Origin of the sequence: Pedobacter sp. Hv1, assembly GCF_001412215.1 — a bacterium.
Lineage (GTDB): Bacteria > Bacteroidota > Bacteroidia > Sphingobacteriales > Sphingobacteriaceae > Pedobacter.
Genome location: NZ_LLWP01000004.1, coordinates 809,312 through 825,216 on the forward strand (window position 1 = coordinate 809,312; position 15,905 = coordinate 825,216).

11 protein-coding genes are annotated in these 15,905 nt (G+C 37.8%); all 11 read right to left on the reverse strand.

Translation table 11 applies throughout. From position 1 onward, the window contains the following. The 11 genes from AQF98_RS11385 to AQF98_RS11435 all read right to left on the reverse strand — a co-directional run bounded on the left by AQF98_RS11385 (position 1) and on the right by AQF98_RS11435 (position 15,887). Positions 1-1,497, reverse strand: coding sequence for a tagaturonate reductase (locus AQF98_RS11385; RefSeq protein WP_055132051.1), 1,497 nt, complete (start codon positions 1,495-1,497; stop codon positions 1-3). Positions 1,498-1,666: 169 nt separating this feature from the next. Then, positions 1,667-3,661, reverse strand: coding sequence for a S9 family peptidase (locus AQF98_RS11390; RefSeq protein ID WP_055132052.1), 1,995 nt, complete (start codon positions 3,659-3,661; stop codon positions 1,667-1,669). A gap of 403 nt (positions 3,662-4,064) precedes the next feature. Then, on the reverse strand, positions 4,065-5,108 hold the full coding sequence (pelA, locus tag AQF98_RS11395; RefSeq protein ID WP_055132053.1) for a pectate lyase: 1,044 nt from the start codon (positions 5,106-5,108) through the stop codon (positions 4,065-4,067). Then, positions 5,109-7,091 (reverse strand): glycoside hydrolase family 88 protein, encoded by a 1,983-nt coding sequence (locus AQF98_RS11400; RefSeq protein WP_055132054.1) that lies wholly within the window; start codon positions 7,089-7,091, stop codon positions 5,109-5,111. Between the two features lie 2 nt (positions 7,092-7,093). After that, complete coding sequence (locus AQF98_RS11405; protein ID WP_055132123.1) at positions 7,094-8,758, reverse strand: glycoside hydrolase family 28 protein; 1,665 nt, start codon at positions 8,756-8,758, stop codon at positions 7,094-7,096. A gap of 200 nt (positions 8,759-8,958) precedes the next feature. After that, complete coding sequence (locus AQF98_RS11410; RefSeq protein WP_055132055.1) at positions 8,959-10,575, reverse strand: glycoside hydrolase 43 family protein; 1,617 nt, start codon at positions 10,573-10,575, stop codon at positions 8,959-8,961. A gap of 48 nt (positions 10,576-10,623) precedes the next feature. Then, the gene (locus AQF98_RS11415; protein ID WP_055132056.1) at positions 10,624-11,568 is read right to left on the reverse strand and encodes a pectinesterase family protein; all 945 of its coding nucleotides are present in this window, start codon (positions 11,566-11,568) and stop codon (positions 10,624-10,626) included. A 115-nt stretch (positions 11,569-11,683) separates the two neighbouring features. Continuing rightward, complete coding sequence (locus AQF98_RS11420) at positions 11,684-12,661, reverse strand: pectinesterase family protein (protein WP_055132057.1); 978 nt, start codon at positions 12,659-12,661, stop codon at positions 11,684-11,686. A 2-nt stretch (positions 12,662-12,663) separates the two neighbouring features. Beyond that, on the reverse strand, positions 12,664-13,440 hold the full coding sequence (locus AQF98_RS11425) for a rhamnogalacturonan acetylesterase (protein WP_055132058.1): 777 nt from the start codon (positions 13,438-13,440) through the stop codon (positions 12,664-12,666). Between the two features lie 31 nt (positions 13,441-13,471). Continuing rightward, positions 13,472-14,221 carry a rhamnogalacturonan acetylesterase gene (locus AQF98_RS11430; RefSeq protein ID WP_055132059.1) on the reverse strand — a complete coding sequence of 250 codons (750 nt, stop codon included), beginning with the start codon at positions 14,219-14,221 and terminating at the stop codon, positions 13,472-13,474. A gap of 64 nt (positions 14,222-14,285) precedes the next feature. Beyond that, positions 14,286-15,887 (reverse strand): DUF4957 domain-containing protein, encoded by a 1,602-nt coding sequence (locus tag AQF98_RS11435; protein WP_161805864.1) that lies wholly within the window; start codon positions 15,885-15,887, stop codon positions 14,286-14,288. Between the last annotated feature and the right edge of the window lie 18 nt (positions 15,888-15,905).

Below are 15,905 nucleotides of genomic sequence, written 5' to 3' on the forward strand. Positions count from 1 at the left end.
TTACAATACATTTATTTTTGATGTTGTTAATTCTGCTAAAGCTTCCATCATTCCATCTTTAGCAATAGCCTTATATTTTTCTGCTACCACGGCTACAAAACCATCCAGTGCACTTAAATCAGTTCCCCAAAAAGCTACATCGTTCAAAATATCTGCTACATCAGTTTTTCCATCAAAATAAGCGGCACTATCATCAGTGATCAGGTAATCGATACCTTTAAAATTGCCATAAAAACGATCTCCTTCTTTGCGGTCGATTTGCATAAAGGTGAGATAAGCTGCAAAGCCAAAACTGATCTGTTCTGGAACACTATTGAACAATTTATAATAGTTGAGCAATAAGGGTAAAATACGGATCTTCATTTTCATGGTATATTGAAAAGTGATGTTGATCCACAAGTGTTCTATAGATGGGTTTGCAAAACGGTCTTTTACCGAAGCTGCAAATGCCGTAGTTTGTGCTTTCGTAACTTGATAGGGAATGGCCGGACCAATTTCTGTAGCCATTAAAATGTCTATATAAGTTTTGATCTGCTCATCTGTCATGGCGTTTTTTACCGTATCAATACCAGATAAAAAAGCAATACCTGAACTGAGGGTATGTGTACCGTTTAACAAACGCACTTTTAGCTCCCTGTATACTTCAATATCCTCGGCGATGATGACACCTGCATCTGCTTTTGCAAAAGAGAGCACTTTGGCTATTTCTTCATCGCCTTCTATGGCCCATAAACGATAAGGTTCTGCAATAGCCAACAAATGATCGGTATAACCTAATTCTTCTTCTAAATTGGCTAAAATTGCAGCATCTGGCTTACCAGGTACAATGCGGTCTACCAACGAATTGCAAAAGTTATTTTCTTCTTGCAACCATAGCATAAAATCGGCTTCCAATTCATTGAACTTAGCCAACTCGATCACGATAGTTTCAAGTTTTTTACCATTATCTGGAATCAGTTCTGTAGCAATAATGACTAGGCCACTTTCTTTTGTTCCTTTAAAAGTTTTAAACCTATGGTATAAAACCGCTAATACCTTGGCAGGAAAAGAAACTGGGGGATTTTGATGGATACTTTCGTTCACCAACTGAATACCAACTTCTGTGGTATTGGATACGATTATTTTCAAATCTTCACTGGCGGCAATGGTTAAAATGGCATCCCAATCTTGGTCTGCTGAAATTACCCTGCTAATGGCCGATGAAATGATATTTTCTGATACTAAGTGACCATTTTCTAGACCACGTACACAAAGTGTATATAAAGAGTCTTGATCGGTAAATTCTGTGGTAGCGCCTTTGGTCGATTTTACAACTGCAACCCTACCATTAAATAGGCCTTGGCGGTTTGCTTTATCTATAAAAAAATCTGGAAGGCCACGCAACAAAACTCCGGTTCCGAATTGGAGTACCTTTTCTGGAAGTTCGAAACTGTTTTCTCCTGGTACAGTCAGCTTTTCTTTTGGAATAAGATCTAGATTTTTTTGAGATAAAATCATTCTAATATATCAACTTTTCAATTTTAAAATTCGCTGGTTGAAAGTAAACAAAGCCCTTTCCCAGCATTTGGTTAAAGCAATTATACCTATTAATTGCTAGTAAAAACCCGATTTGAATGCAAATATTTGCGCAATCGTTCCCGAGAACGTGAGCGGAAGTTTTGTTTGTTTACTGCATGAATTGGACTTTTCCGATACCGATCCAATTGACAAGATCTGGGATGTCGTAATTACTCAGCACGTTATTGATCACGGCACTATATCTGTCTTTTACCAGCGGCTGATTGAGCACCTCTTGATAGGTGGAAATGCATTGATATAAATTGATTTGATGAATGTGAGGATTTAAAAATCCGGCGTGTAAAACGGATAGACCAACCAAGCCAATAGAATTGATTTCTATAGGTAAATTTTTAAGTTTTTCATCCATACTGATCATATCCATCACGTTTAAAACATCGGTTGTACGTTGCCCAAGCAATGGTTTGCCAATGTGTAAAGCCAGCATGGCGTTCCGGTAATCTTTACTAAAATATTTTGGGTCGTTCAGCTCTGCTTTATCGGTAGTTTCTCCTGTTCCTCTTAAATCGACAAAAATGATCACCTCTTCACTGGCTTTTGATCTGTATGCTGCCTTAAGGCTATCCATTTTTTTGACATCATCGCCCAACCACACTACAATTTTCTGTGGATTGTTTCTAGGATAGGAAATTTGTACGGGTAAGGGCACCTCATTTTTTCGGCGGAGGATAAGCTGATTAAAAATAACATCAGCATGTCCATATTTTAATTTGCCACTCTTTTCAACTTCCAATGGATCAGGATTGGGAACAATACCTAATAAATTTGTTATTTTTTGTTTCCGCTGTGCAGCTGTCGACTGGGCAAATGCTTGTCTAGAGCCAGCCTTTTCATTAAATAGCTGTAGGTTTCTTTCTGCAATGTTGATTTCATCTGCATAGCTTAAACTTACCTTTTGTTTGGTACTTGCAAATAAATCTTTATCGCTTAAAGTACTTAACTCTTCTTCTTTAATGGATCTGTTATCTTGATAAAACCATTTGCGAAACCACTGTACCGCAACTTCTCTTTTGGGCTTTGAAATTCCGTGTCCATCATCATAAGTAAACATGGAAAGTTTTTCTGGTGTGGCTAAACGTTGATATACTTTTTTTAAATCTTCAAATGATTCTAAAGTTCCATTGTAATCGATAAAATCATATCGTCCTGCCAATACCAACATCGGCTTAGGTGCTGCTGCGATTAGATAATCGCTCATTTCCAATTGTGCCGCTCCTTCGTTCGGGATTTGTGCACAACCATCTGCCGCACCTGTTGTGGCTAGTGTTTTTTCTCTGCTGGCCAAGTAACTACATGGAGCAATAATTTTGACACGTTCATCAAAAGCGGCGAAATAAATAGCCTGCATGGCACCTCCGCTATTGCCAATACAGCCAATTTTAGTTGGGTCTACTTCAGGTCTGGTTAAGAGATAATCTAATCCTCTTACATTATCAAACAGCTCATAAGCCGCTACAGATGTACCCAAAAGATTGGATGAAAGGTTAAGTAAGGTATGTTCTGTTGTAGAGCCACGGGTTAATGACTTTCCTGTTTCATCGGTTAGTTGCACCCTTTCACTTTGGGAAATAGGATCGATGACGAAAACTACAAAACCGTTTTTAGCAAATAGTATGGCAGTTTGTTGGTATGATAGGGTTGCTTTGGCTAAATCTTCGTGACCACAAAAGAGCAGCACTGCTGGAAACTTCCCTTTTCCATCTGGCACATATAAATTAGCGGTTACATGATGGTTTTTGAAACTTTGGTAAACAATCTTTTCAATTCGATAGCCAGATTTTTGGATCGTTCCTGTTAGTTGCGGAGCTAAATCTGCTTTTTGGGGTAATGTTCCCAATACGGTTTTAAATTTCTGTTTTACCGATTGGATATAAGCTAGGGTATTGGCCTTGGTAGTTAACGCTTTGTTCAAATCCACTCTCCGTGCATCGTATTTCAAATGCATTTGTTGAACGAGAAAGGTATTTAAGCTGACATCAGTTTTCCAGTCGAGGATATTCGATTCTTTTTGAGCATAACTTGGAATGGCGAAACACCACAGTATCAGTTGGACAAAAAGATGAAATCTTGGTTCTTTAGTCATTGGTTCAATAGTATAAAGTACTAAGTAGAAAGTATAAAGACTTAATAGTTCACTTGTTCATTAGTTCATTGAGCATTGGTTCATTGCACAACTCAGAACTGTCACATTGAGCTTGTCGAAATGTTTTACCAAGAGGTCTTCGACAGGCTCAGACTGACAAATTCGTTGGTTCATTAGTATAAAGTAATAAGTACCAAGTATAAAGATTTAGTAGTTCATCGGTTCAATAGTTCATTAGTAAAAAGATTTAGCAAAGCATCCCAATTTTGTGAACACTTTTAACAAACATCACATTTTGTGAATAAAATTGATTTATAACTTAAAACGTACAACTTTTAACTTTATACCTTTAACTCTAATTCCATCTTACCTTTTCCATGTTCCATTCTCTATTTCCTACCCCCTACCCCCCATTCGCCTTTAACCATTTCGGGTATTCTTTATTGATCAGGTTGTTGCCCCAGGTGCCATACCAAGCATAACCATTTCTACGTTCGAAACTAATGTCTGCTATATTTTTATAAACTGCATTGTCACGATCTCCAAATATGGGCTGATTGGTCTGTAAGTCGTAAAACCTTGCCCAAATTACTGAACTTGGATCGGCAATTAAACCTCTGTCTTTTCCATCTGGGAATTTATCAAACTTATAACCTGTAATTTTTGCGGTATTGAACCAATTGATAGCATCGCTAATGGCAGTCTTTACTTCGGCTGTTGGATTTTTGATCCGCATTAAGAACCTCACAATATTGATAGATTCTGATGTACTTAACGAAGCTGGTTCAAAGGCTCTTGCTTTGGCAGGCTTTAAACTGTTCTGATCGTATTGTGCTGCCCAAATACTAGCTTTTCCATTTTGAACAATCTGGGTTTTCAAAATACAATCTAAACCTCTTTTTACGGCATTTTCTGCTTTAGCTACATAGGTTTGATCTACTACATCAAAATCATTGCTATGGGTAACAATGTCTTGCATAATGTTCAACACATTCACAATTGCATCGTCATTATAGGTAATTTCTGCTCTATAGCTACTTTGGTCGGGGTAATATTGTGGCCAACCGCCATTTTTATATTGTGCTTTTAACAGATAATCCAATCCCTTTTCTGCTGCCTGTAAATAAGCTTTGTTATGGGTGGTTTTATAGGCTTTAACCAGTGCATTGATTTCTCTACTCGTTGCTCTATTGTCTATTGTAGCATGCATGTAGGTAGTAGCTTTAATTTTAGCCATCAAAGCCTCATCTATTGGTATTTCGTATTTCACCACGCTTTTATCTTCCAATTGTTTGGGCCAGGCACCATTACTCAATTGATAGACCAACATGCGTTCGGCAATTGGATCGGTTTGTGCAGCAGCACCTTGATTAGTTTGTTGGGCAGTTGCACATGAGCTTAAGCCCAAAGCGAACAGTATAAAGAAGATTTGACCTCGCTTTTTCATCTATTTTTCGTTTTTCTTATTGCCTAAATCACTTATTTCTTTCACCTTTTTAACTAATATTTTTTTGTTAATCCAATCAATTAGGTCATTAGCTGCTTTAAAATTATCGTAAGTAGCAGGTAGTTTTCTGCCATCTACATATTCATTGTACAACCAAGGATCGCCAATTACAAAAACTACTCCTTTTCCGTATGGAGTAATGGAGATCACATCATCTCCATCTTTGTCTTTTAAAATAGATTTGGCATTACCAGACAATTTCAGGCTACTGTATTCTTTGATAAAAAGATTGGTAGCATTTTTAAATATTTCATTTCCTTGCGGAACGACAACTTTAGCGGTTTCAAAATTGGTGGCCACTGGTACTGTTCCTTTGCTATCGCCATTAAAAAACACCCCAAATTCAGTTGCCAGTTCATTAAAATGTTTCAGTTCTGCATTTGGTGCATCGTTGCCCATTAACAATAAAATACCTCCTGCTTTTACCCATGCTGTAATGGCTTTGATATGTGCTGGTTCAATAAAGTTTGGTTTAGGGTTTTCCTTCTCAAAATCTGGATCTACAATAATGTAAACTCCCGCATTTTTTAAATTGGCCAATGTTGGGGCCTGATACAATGTTTTGGTTTTAAAGCCTTTGTTATTGAACAAATCTCCCCAGAAAGAGAAACCACCATTTGCCCGTTCTTCCCATTTGTAGTGCCACGAAACATTGTTATTGCTTTGATCTACTTTAGTTTCGTTGTTAAAGTATGAATCTAACAATACGGTTTCATCAAATTTAGATTTAGAGGCAGCCTCCATCTCCATTTCATTGGCCGCCAATAAAAATGCACCTACTCCTTTTGGATCGTTGGTAATCACTTTTTCACTTAAGTAATATTCATAACTACCATCGCGGTAAGGTTTACCACCCAAACCAGAAACACTCACTGTTCCCTTAAGGTTCACTTTACCATCGCCTGCTGGCTCAATAAATTCTGCTTTAATGCCTGCATAACCTTTTTTAGCAACCGTAAGGTAGCTTGATGGCAAATTACCTTGACGAACAGCTTTAGCAAAAGTATACACAAACATACTCGATGCAGAAGCTTCGTGGTAATTGCCTTTACCTAGGGGTTGATCTAAAATATCGTACCATAAACCAGATTTTGGATCTTGTACTTTTTGTACGGCCACCGCAAAGCGATTTAAGATGGCCAATAGTGCTGCACGTTTAGGATGGTTTTTTGGGAAATTGTCTAACACATCTACCAAAGCCATGCCATACCAACCCATGGCCCTCCCCCAAAAGTTTGGAGATTTACCTGTGGTTTTATTGGCCCATTTTTCGGTTTTAGATTCATCCCATCCATGATATAACAGTCCTGTTTTGGCATCTCTGGCATTTTTCTCCATCCAGATAAACTGATTGGCGATATCGTCAAATGCTTTTTCATTTTTAACCAAAGCTGCATATTCTGCATAAAACGGTTGCCCCATGTACAATCCGTCTAGCCACATCTGGTTGGGATAGATTTTTTTATGCCAGAAACCGCCTTCATTGGTACGGGGTTGTTGCTGCAATTGATCCCACAACAGGGTAGCTGCCTTGAAGTACTTTTGCTGACCAGTAACTTTGTATAAAGTCAATAAAATGCGACCATTTTTAATGTTGTCTATGTTATGGTCTGCTTGTTTATAGCGGTTAATGACACCATCTTTTGTTACAAAAAAGTCCATGCTCTTTTGCATGTATTTAAAGTATTCGTTATCTGCAGTCCTTTTCCAAATGCCGTCAATTCCTTCTAAAATCACCCCTTGATCATAAGCCCATTTTACTGGTTTTGGATTGGCTGGATCAAGGTTCAGTGAATCTTTCCAAATTTCCATTACTGTAGCTGCCATTTGTTGCGACAATGGTTTGCTTTGTGCTTTAACCTGAACCGTTAAACCAATTGTAAAAATGACTAGCGCTACATATTTTAAAAAAGATGTTTTCATATTTATTTGTTGATCTGCAATGATTTTTCTTCTGCTCCTGCTAAAAATTCTGTTTTTACTTTTGCTTTCGATACATCTAAGCCCGAAGTTTTAATTCCACTATTTCTATCTCCACTAATTCTGAATAACAGTTGCGCATTATTGTAATTGACATTTTTGAAGCTGATGTCGTTTCCATTTTGGATATTGATCAATGGATTAACCTCGGTTGCAATTAAATTGATATTGGTTAAACTTACATTTTTAGCTTCTTGGATATCTATTCCCTCTTGGGCTTTGATACTTAGATCGGCCAAAGTGATGTTACTGATACTCAACTCGGGTAAGCCTCTAATAAATACCGCTTTCGATGCCCCATCGCAAACAACGTTGCTAATATGGAAATCTTTAAAAACAGGTGTTTCTTCGGTTACGGGTAACAATTGAATTTTTGGTGCATCTCTTTTTTCGCCAGTTAAAGGCACTGGGTCTACTGCTGCATAATACATATCAAATAAAATCGCTTCGCCAATAATGTCTTTCATATTGATATTTTTAACAAAGATCTTTTCTACTACGCCACCTCTACCACGTGTTGTTTTAAAACGTAAGCCTATGTCTGTACCTATAAACGAACAATCGTACACAAAAATATTTTTTGCTCCACCAGACATCTCACTTCCAATTACAAATCCACCATGTGCATGGTAAACGGTACTGTTTCTGATGATTACATTTTCTGTTGGCATTCCACGTTTTCTACCTGCAGCATCGCGACCAGATTTGATACAAATTCCATCATCACCCACATCGAAAGTACTGCCCTCTATCAATACGTTTTTACACGATTCGATATCGATACCATCTCCATTTTGAGCATACCAAGGATTTTTAGCATATATATTTCTAACGGTAAGGTCTTCGCACATTAGTGGATGAATATTCCAAGCTGGAGAATTCTGAAAGGTAACACCTTCTAACAAAATCCTTTTACAACCTGTAAACACCAATAGATTTGGGCGTAAGAAATCTTTAATCGAATTGTAAAACTCTGGAGTTTTATCAGGAGTAATCTCTCCTGGATTTTTCATTTTAGATCCTTTAAAAGTCTTCTCTGTTGGGTACCAGGTCTTTTTATCTTCACTGATTAAACCACCAGATGCCACTAATCTTTTCCATTGGCTTTCTGTTAATTTATCTTTTTTAACCATTCGCCAAGCATCGCCAGCACCATCTACAATTCCGAAACCAGTAACCGCTATATTTTGTTGGTTGGTTGCCCATATTGGCGATTGGTTGCGCATTTGTGGCAAACCCTCCCAATTGCTGGCTACCAATGGATATTGATCGAAATCTTTGGTAAACTGAAGGATTGCATTTTTTTGCAAGTGTAGGTTTACATTACTTTTCAATTCAATTGGGCCTGTTAACCATAAACCTTTTGGAACCAAAACTACACCACCTCCTTTTTTATTACAAGCAATAATGGCATCGTTAATGCTTTTGGTATTTAGGGTAACTCCATCACTTTTAGCACCAAATTTGATAATATTTAAAGTATCGGCCTTAAACAATGTTTTAGCCACAACAGGCAAGTTACTGAACGAGTAAGGTTGTTTTTGGGCATTAGATAGAAACGGACTTGCAAGGAGCAGAAGCGTGAAGATAGTTGGAACTATTTTTTTCATGTTCATATGTACGGCTTATATTGGTTTAAAAAACAGCTTTGCCAAGTATTTTAATTCGCAATGCTGGTTATTCGTTTAACAAGTCTACATAGTTTTAAACAGGAATGGAACTAAAAGCCAGAAAATAACTATGCAATCGTTACCATTTTTTAGTTATTGGTTGGTTCATCATTATTGGCAAGAATAAACTCAGATTTAGATCAATTGATACGAAACCAATCGAAATCTGCATAACCAGAATCGTTTGTTTGTTGTTCTCTTACACAGAATAAACCAACTTTAGCGCCAATCCATTTGCCTGGTTCTGCCTGAAAAACATCATTTACCTTGATAAAGGTCTGCCCATCTAAGCTGTAACTGAACTGACATTTGGCTCCTTTGCTTACAGTTACCCTTAACTGAACTTCTTTTGAATTCAATTTGGTTAATATTTCTTCTTTTTCAGCTTTACCTTTATCGGCCGACTTACAGGTAGTATACACTAGATATAGCCCATCTTTTTTACTTTTTATGGCGATGTTGGCATAACTCAAACCCGCAACAATGAGCCCTGTTTTTTCATTTTCTAACTTGGTATTTGGTGTAAAGCTCAGTTTTGTGGTTACCGTAAATTGTTCTGTTGGAAATTTCTGCAGCAACAAATTAGGCACTTCCCAATAGTTTTTGGCACTATCTGGCATTTTTACCGAATACAAACGTAAAGCTCCTTTTGTAGGGTTTAAAAAAGACCAAGTAGCAGACGGATTGGCTTGCCATTGCCACTGTAAACCTAAATTTACATCGTTAAACTCATCAGATTCGGCAGGTGTGACAATTGGAACAGGTTTTACAATGGTAGGTTTTTTATAAGTTAAAACAGGCTCTCCAATCCCATCGCCATCAGCATCTATCCCAATTACCGGCCAATTGTTGATCCATTTCATCGGTTGCAAATGCATTACCCTGCCATAAGCCTCTTTATCCTGAAAATGCAAAAACCAATCTTCGCCACTTGGTGTATCTACCCATGCGCCTTGGTGCGGACCATTGATTGGAGATTTACCTTGATCCATTACTACTTTACGCTCGTAAGGACCATATACATTTTTAGAACGCAATACCAATTGCCAGCCCGTAGCTACACCACCAGCTGGAGCAAAAATATAATAGTAGCTATTGCGCTTGTAAAACTTTGGTCCTTCTATGGTTGGATCTAATTCGTGCCCATCGTAAACCAATTTACCTTCATCAATTACTTTATTGCCTGCTGCATTCATCTTTTTAACTACGATGATACTTTTAATGCCTGCCCTACTTCCAGCATAACCATGTACCAAATACACTTTTCCATCTTCATCCCACAGCGGACAAGGGTCGATCAATCCTTTACCTGCTTCTACCAAAACAGGCTCAGACCAAGGTCCTGCTGCATTTTTTGCTTTGGTTAAATAGATTCCAAAATCTGGATCTGGATAATAGATATAAAACTCGCCTTTATAAAAACGAATGGCTGGTGCCCAAACGCCATTGCCATGTTGTGTTTTGGAAAAATGCTCAAATGGTGGTTGTCTTTTTAAAGCATGACCGATAATTGTCCAATTGACCAGATCTTTTGAATGTAAAATGGGTAATCCAGGTACTGCATCAAAACTAGAAGAAACCATGTAAAAATCATCACCTACCCTTATGGCATCAGGATCAGAATAATCTGCATCTAACACTGGATTTTTATATTTTCCGTTGCCCAAATCGGCTACCCAAACCTTAGAGATAGCTGGTTTTTGAGCAAATACGGAGAGGCTGCATAATAGAAGAAAGGTAAGTGCTTTTATTTTCATGATTTGATCAGTGAGATTTTTTATGAATTCAGAAACAGAATGGTCAAATTATTTCGGTAGCCAAGCGGTTCTTCCAGCAAAAATATTTTTAAGGGTATATGCTTTTGCCTCTTTTTTGCTGAGTTGTTTTGACCAATCTATCCTACTCTCTTTTACAAAACCAGGTCCAGAAGATCCATATTCTGCATAAAAGGTGGTTTCATGGTTTTTATTTTCGTTCCATACATGCCATCCCACTGGTAAAATATGTGCACTCATTTCTGTATTGATGAATACTGTTTTGGCATAAGGTCGCCACGGTCTACCTAGGTATACTTTTTGAAATGCTGGATCAGCTGTTAATTTACAGTTCAAAAACACAAAACCATAAGGCTGGGCTTGGGTGGTTGAGGCTGCTGTAATGTACGAGTTCTTTTTACTGTGGATATGGCAACGTTCGAAAACTACGGTTGCTGCACCAAAAATAAAATCGGTGGTTCCTTCGATATAACAATCTACATAATACTGCCTACTGGTATCTGCCGATGGGAAAAGCGTGTCTTGATTGCCCAAGATCTTGCAATTTTTAATCACTACCCGATCCGCTTCTACATGTAAAGCTACGGCCTGACCAACGGGGCCTGCTGCATTTTCGAAAGTGAGGTTTTCGGCCTTAAAATCATTTCCCTGTACCAATACTGTATGCGAGGTATAGGTATTTATTCCTCCTTTTCCAGAATAATCATCATAAGTAATAATGGTTTTGTCTTTGTCTTCGCCAATTAATGAAATCTTAGATTTTTGAGCAGGAATAACCAATTTCTCTTTATAAATTCCGTTTTTAATATAAATAGGCACTTGTACCTCTGATAAATCCCTCACTGCATTTACAGCTTCCTGAATAGTCTGATAATTGCCACTCCCATCTTTTGCTACCGTTAAAGACTTAGGGTAAGTTTGGGCATTGACTGAAACAGCTGTGGCAAGAAATAAGATGATGGTAAGTGTTTTCATTGTAGGAGGAAATGGGGAATAGTTAGTAGTAAATAGGGAATGGGAAATAGGTAATAGAAAATAGATATTTTAGTAATTGACTCTGGACTAAGGACTATTGACTTCAGACTAAAGGCTACTCTTTCGGGTTCCAGCCATTTAAAATTTTAAGCAAGCTATATTCTTGAATTGTGGTTTCATTTAATTGATGCGACCAAGCTACACGTCCTTTAAGGTTTGCCCCCGGACCAGTATTTTGATATTCGGCATAAAATGCTGTTTTTTCATTCGTGGTTTTACCCCAATTGTCCCATCCTTCTGCTTTGATCATTTTACCCAAATCGCATTGGATAAATACTGCCTTTGCATAAGGTCGCCACGGACGGCCTAAATAATAAGAACCCTCTGGTGCATCTCCAGTAATCTTACTCTTGATAAACACATAGCCATATTTAGAAGTATCTGGTGAAGAAGAAGCCGTAATATAACCTGCTTTTTTACAGAAGATTTCACACTCTTCAAACACCGCAGTTGACGAACCAAAAATAAAATCTACCGTACCTTCTATATAACATTTGTAATAGTATTGCCTGCTGGCATAACCGTAGGTATAAAGTGTATCTTGAAACCCTAACATCCTGCAATTGGTAAATTTGGCTTTATCGCCAGCAACAAACAAAGCCACGGCCTGCCCTATGGGGCCTGCTGTATTTTGAAAGGTGATATTCTCTGCTGAAAACTGGCTCCCATAAATATAAAAGCTCGCAGAACCTGAAGTACCTTTTTCTTCGCCAAATGCATTTTTTCTTTGTGCCCAATCGTCGAAAGTTAAAATGGTTTTTTCTACGCTTTCGCCAATTATTTTTACCATTTGTTTAGAAGCAGAAAGATTTAACTTCTCTTTGTAAATGCCATTTTTAATCAAAATCGTGGTGGTGGTTTTTCTAAAATCTGGAACGGCATTAATTGCTTCTTGTACTGTTTTAAAATTACCCGAACCATCGGCTGCTACTACAAAATCGGCAGTTGATTTGAGACTTGATGCATGAGCCATAGTGCCAGTCAGCAATATAACCATTAAACAATACAACAGCTTTACTAATCTTTTCTTCATGGTTATAATTTTTTCATTGCATTAAATACCAATTGTGCAACCGCCATTGCTCCTTCTTTTTGAAAGTGGGTATTGTCTTTTTGTCCATCTGGATACCCTTGATACAGTCCCTTCTCAAAATTCATAAAGTATTTTGAAGTTACCTCTGCTTGACCTTTTGCCGTAAATGCATTGATAGACAATTGTGTGAGATCGATCAATTGTACATTCAGTTCTTTAGCTACTGCTTTTACCGCATTTGGATATTCGCCATGTACATTACTTAGCTTACCGTCTTTCCACGGATAATTTCTATTTACCGGTGTAATCAAAATGGGTATTGCGCCCTTTTCTCTAGTCTGATTGACATACAACCTCAAATATTCTTTATAACCCGTAATATTTACATAACGTTCTGGCTTATCAACCGCAGCATCATTATGCCCAAATTGGATCATTACGATATCGTCCTTTTTTAAAGCTTTGTAAACTTCGGCCCATCTGCCTTCTTCAAAAAAAGTACGTGTGCTTCTTCCTCCCCTAGCTTTATCAACAACCAAAACGCTATCTGTCTTGATCAGCTTTTTAACCAAATTTAAACTGTCTTTTTTAAAGAAAGGTTGAAAAACCTGTCCCCAACCATTTAATGGAAATTTCTTTTCTAAGTAACCAGAATCTAAAGTATAATCTGCCACCGTAGAATCGCCTATTAAAAAAAGTTGTGTATGTTTTTTAGGTGCTTGAAATGCCAACAGACTTATGGCAATACCTAGAAATAAGGGTTTAAAAACGGCATTCATTTGCTTTAAATTTTGTGGTTACAAAATATGCTTAGTTGGCAATTAAATATTTAGCCAATGGACTCTTTGTTTCTTTAATCCCTTCTACAACAAGACTGGCAACTTTTTTTGCTCCTTCAGGATTTAAATGGGTATCATCTTTTTTTCCAGTAGGATAGTTAACATGACCTGAATCAACATATAGAAATAATTTTTTAGAGGGTTCATCTCCTAGCCCAACAATCAATTTTTCGGTTTTGCGCTGCATGTCAATTAAAGGGATGTGTAACGAATCGGCTAATTTCCTCACCACATCTGGATAACCTTTATGAGTATCGCCAAAAACACCATTTTTAAAACTACGGCGGGCAATAGGTGTCAATAAAATTGGATTGGCCTTTTTGGCTTGAGTTTCTTGGATGTATTTGATCAGGTTGGATTTGTATTCGGCCAACGAAGTTCCGATTTCTGGTTTGTCAATTTTCTCATCGTTGTGTCCAAACTCTATCAATACATAATCTCCTGCTTTCAATTCTTTTAAAACAGCCTCCCATCTTTTTTCATTGATAAAAGATTTGGTACTTCTTCCGTTTAATGCCCTATTGTCTATTTTAACTTCTTTATTAAAAAAAGGGGCAAATTCCATTCCCCATCCGGTTTCTGGATAAGCTTTGGCCTGTTTATTGGCTGCTGTAGAATCGCCAACAATAAATACGGTAATCACTTCTTTTTTAATCAAGGTAAAAGACATCAAGGTTAAAAAACTAAGGAAAAATAAGTATTTGATCTTTTTTAATTGCATGGATTTCGTTTTAAAGCAAAAAAAAGATGAGGCTTAAACCCCATCTTTTTTATTTTTCATTTGATTAATAAGCCCATCTAGGGTCGCCCAAGGCAATGCTTGTGCTACTAGCTGTTCTTAAACTAGATCCAACTGGCAATGTAAACGAAGTTGTCGCCCCCGTCCAGCCTAAATCTATGGTTTGGTTTGCCGTTTGGGTTACCGTTGACGGGAATGTCAGACCAACATTCCCTGTCAAGGCGTTATACAAACCAAATGTATTATTGTAAGAAAAAGTTGTAGTTACACCTGCACCACTCGAACGTAAAGCCGCAGCTTGTACAGTACCAGATTTTGGTGTGTTGGCTACAATACTGTTCTGTAGACTAAAATTAACTGGGTTGGCATTGGCATCTAGTAAGGCATATTTAGCATTACCACCAAAACCATTAAATGTAGAGTAACTGATGTTAACCGTTGGCACAACCGCACCAGCGTAGGTAGTACTTGCAGTAACTAAACCCGGACCAGCATTGTAAAAAGTAGATTTTGATACCGTTAAAGTATTAAACTCTAATTTATTTAAGTGGAAGGTATAATAGTTTGAACCTCCGTTTGCACCCATGTCAAACACCACAGAATTATTTACCGTAATGTTGCCAATTTTAAAGTCTCTTGCGGCAGTACCTCTATCGGCACGTAAAAACGCTGTAGTAGCGCCATGTACTATACAATTGTCTACCACTATATTGGTAAAGGTTGCCGCCGATCCGTTGGCAGCCTGAGAACCAATTAGGTTTAAGAAATAAAGTGCTGCACCAGCTGTTCCGTCTAAATCAATACCTGATAGAATGATCCCCGCACCAGTTCCTTCCAAATCAAATTCTTTGTAATTCACTTTCGTATCTTCTGGATTACCTGAAGTAGATTTAAGGGTAATTGTTTTTGCAGTAATAAAGGTAGCTAAGGCAGTTAAATTATATGTCCCCGGATTTAGGCCGATTACCGCCCCATTTGCAGCGCTTGCAATTGTTGCAGCTAAATCATCAGTTGGCGAAATTTTAACCGTATAAGCAGTTGCAGGGCTTGTAGTAAAGGTAACATTACCTTTATTTTTGGTTCCTGCCAGCAATTCTGCAGTATATTTTAAACCTCCAGTTAAACCAGAGATTGTTTTTAGGCCTGCTGTTAAATCTCCCGCACTTAAAGTAGTAGTAATTGCAGTACCTGTTTCTGGCGTTAGTTTAATGCTGCTCAAGCCTGTTTCACTTGTAAAACGAAGTGTAACGCTATTTTCTTTAATCTCTGCATCACGAACAGCTAAAAACAGCTGTGTTCCTGTTAGTGTAAATGATGAGCTGATCACATATTTCGACTCTGGCTGATCTTCAAAAGCATTGGCCTTGATGCGCACAAAATACGGGGTTCTTACTTCAATATTATCATCTGTAACGGTAATGCCAGCAGTATCCACAACTTTCGAAAATGCAATGGTACCAAATGCCTGATCTTTTGAAAAGTCTACCGTATACTTTAAGGCTTTGCCTGTTGCAAAAATTGGAACTGCCCATTTAATTTTCGCCGAATTGGCTCCAGCAGCAATGTTAATATCACTTGCCTTAAAAATTCTAGGCGCTGCCAAGGTCTCTTCATCATTCTTTTTACAAGCGCCTATTAGCAGTACCATTGCCAACAGCAAAAGTAG

What these genes read in the sequence shown, in the direction of transcription:
- AQF98_RS11385 (WP_055132051.1), bottom strand. Translation starts at nt 1,497, where the DNA reads ATGATTTTATCTCAAAAAAATCTAGATCTTATTCCAAAAGAAAAGCTG.
- AQF98_RS11390 (WP_055132052.1), bottom strand. Translation starts at nt 3,661, where the DNA reads ATGACTAAAGAACCAAGATTTCATCTTTTTGTCCAACTGATACTGTGG.
- pelA (WP_055132053.1), bottom strand. Translation starts at nt 5,108, where the DNA reads ATGAAAAAGCGAGGTCAAATCTTCTTTATACTGTTCGCTTTGGGCTTA.
- AQF98_RS11400 (WP_055132054.1), bottom strand. Translation starts at nt 7,091, where the DNA reads ATGAAAACATCTTTTTTAAAATATGTAGCGCTAGTCATTTTTACAATT.
- AQF98_RS11405 (WP_055132123.1), bottom strand. Translation starts at nt 8,758, where the DNA reads ATGAAAAAAATAGTTCCAACTATCTTCACGCTTCTGCTCCTTGCAAGT.
- AQF98_RS11410 (WP_055132055.1), bottom strand. Translation starts at nt 10,575, where the DNA reads ATGAAAATAAAAGCACTTACCTTTCTTCTATTATGCAGCCTCTCCGTA.
- AQF98_RS11415 (WP_055132056.1), bottom strand. Translation starts at nt 11,568, where the DNA reads ATGAAAACACTTACCATCATCTTATTTCTTGCCACAGCTGTTTCAGTC.
- AQF98_RS11420 (WP_055132057.1), bottom strand. Translation starts at nt 12,661, where the DNA reads ATGAAGAAAAGATTAGTAAAGCTGTTGTATTGTTTAATGGTTATATTG.
- AQF98_RS11425 (WP_055132058.1), bottom strand. Translation starts at nt 13,440, where the DNA reads ATGAATGCCGTTTTTAAACCCTTATTTCTAGGTATTGCCATAAGTCTG.
- AQF98_RS11430 (WP_055132059.1), bottom strand. Translation starts at nt 14,221, where the DNA reads ATGCAATTAAAAAAGATCAAATACTTATTTTTCCTTAGTTTTTTAACC.
- AQF98_RS11435 (WP_161805864.1), bottom strand. Translation starts at nt 15,887, where the DNA reads ATGGTACTGCTAATAGGCGCTTGTAAAAAGAATGATGAAGAGACCTTG.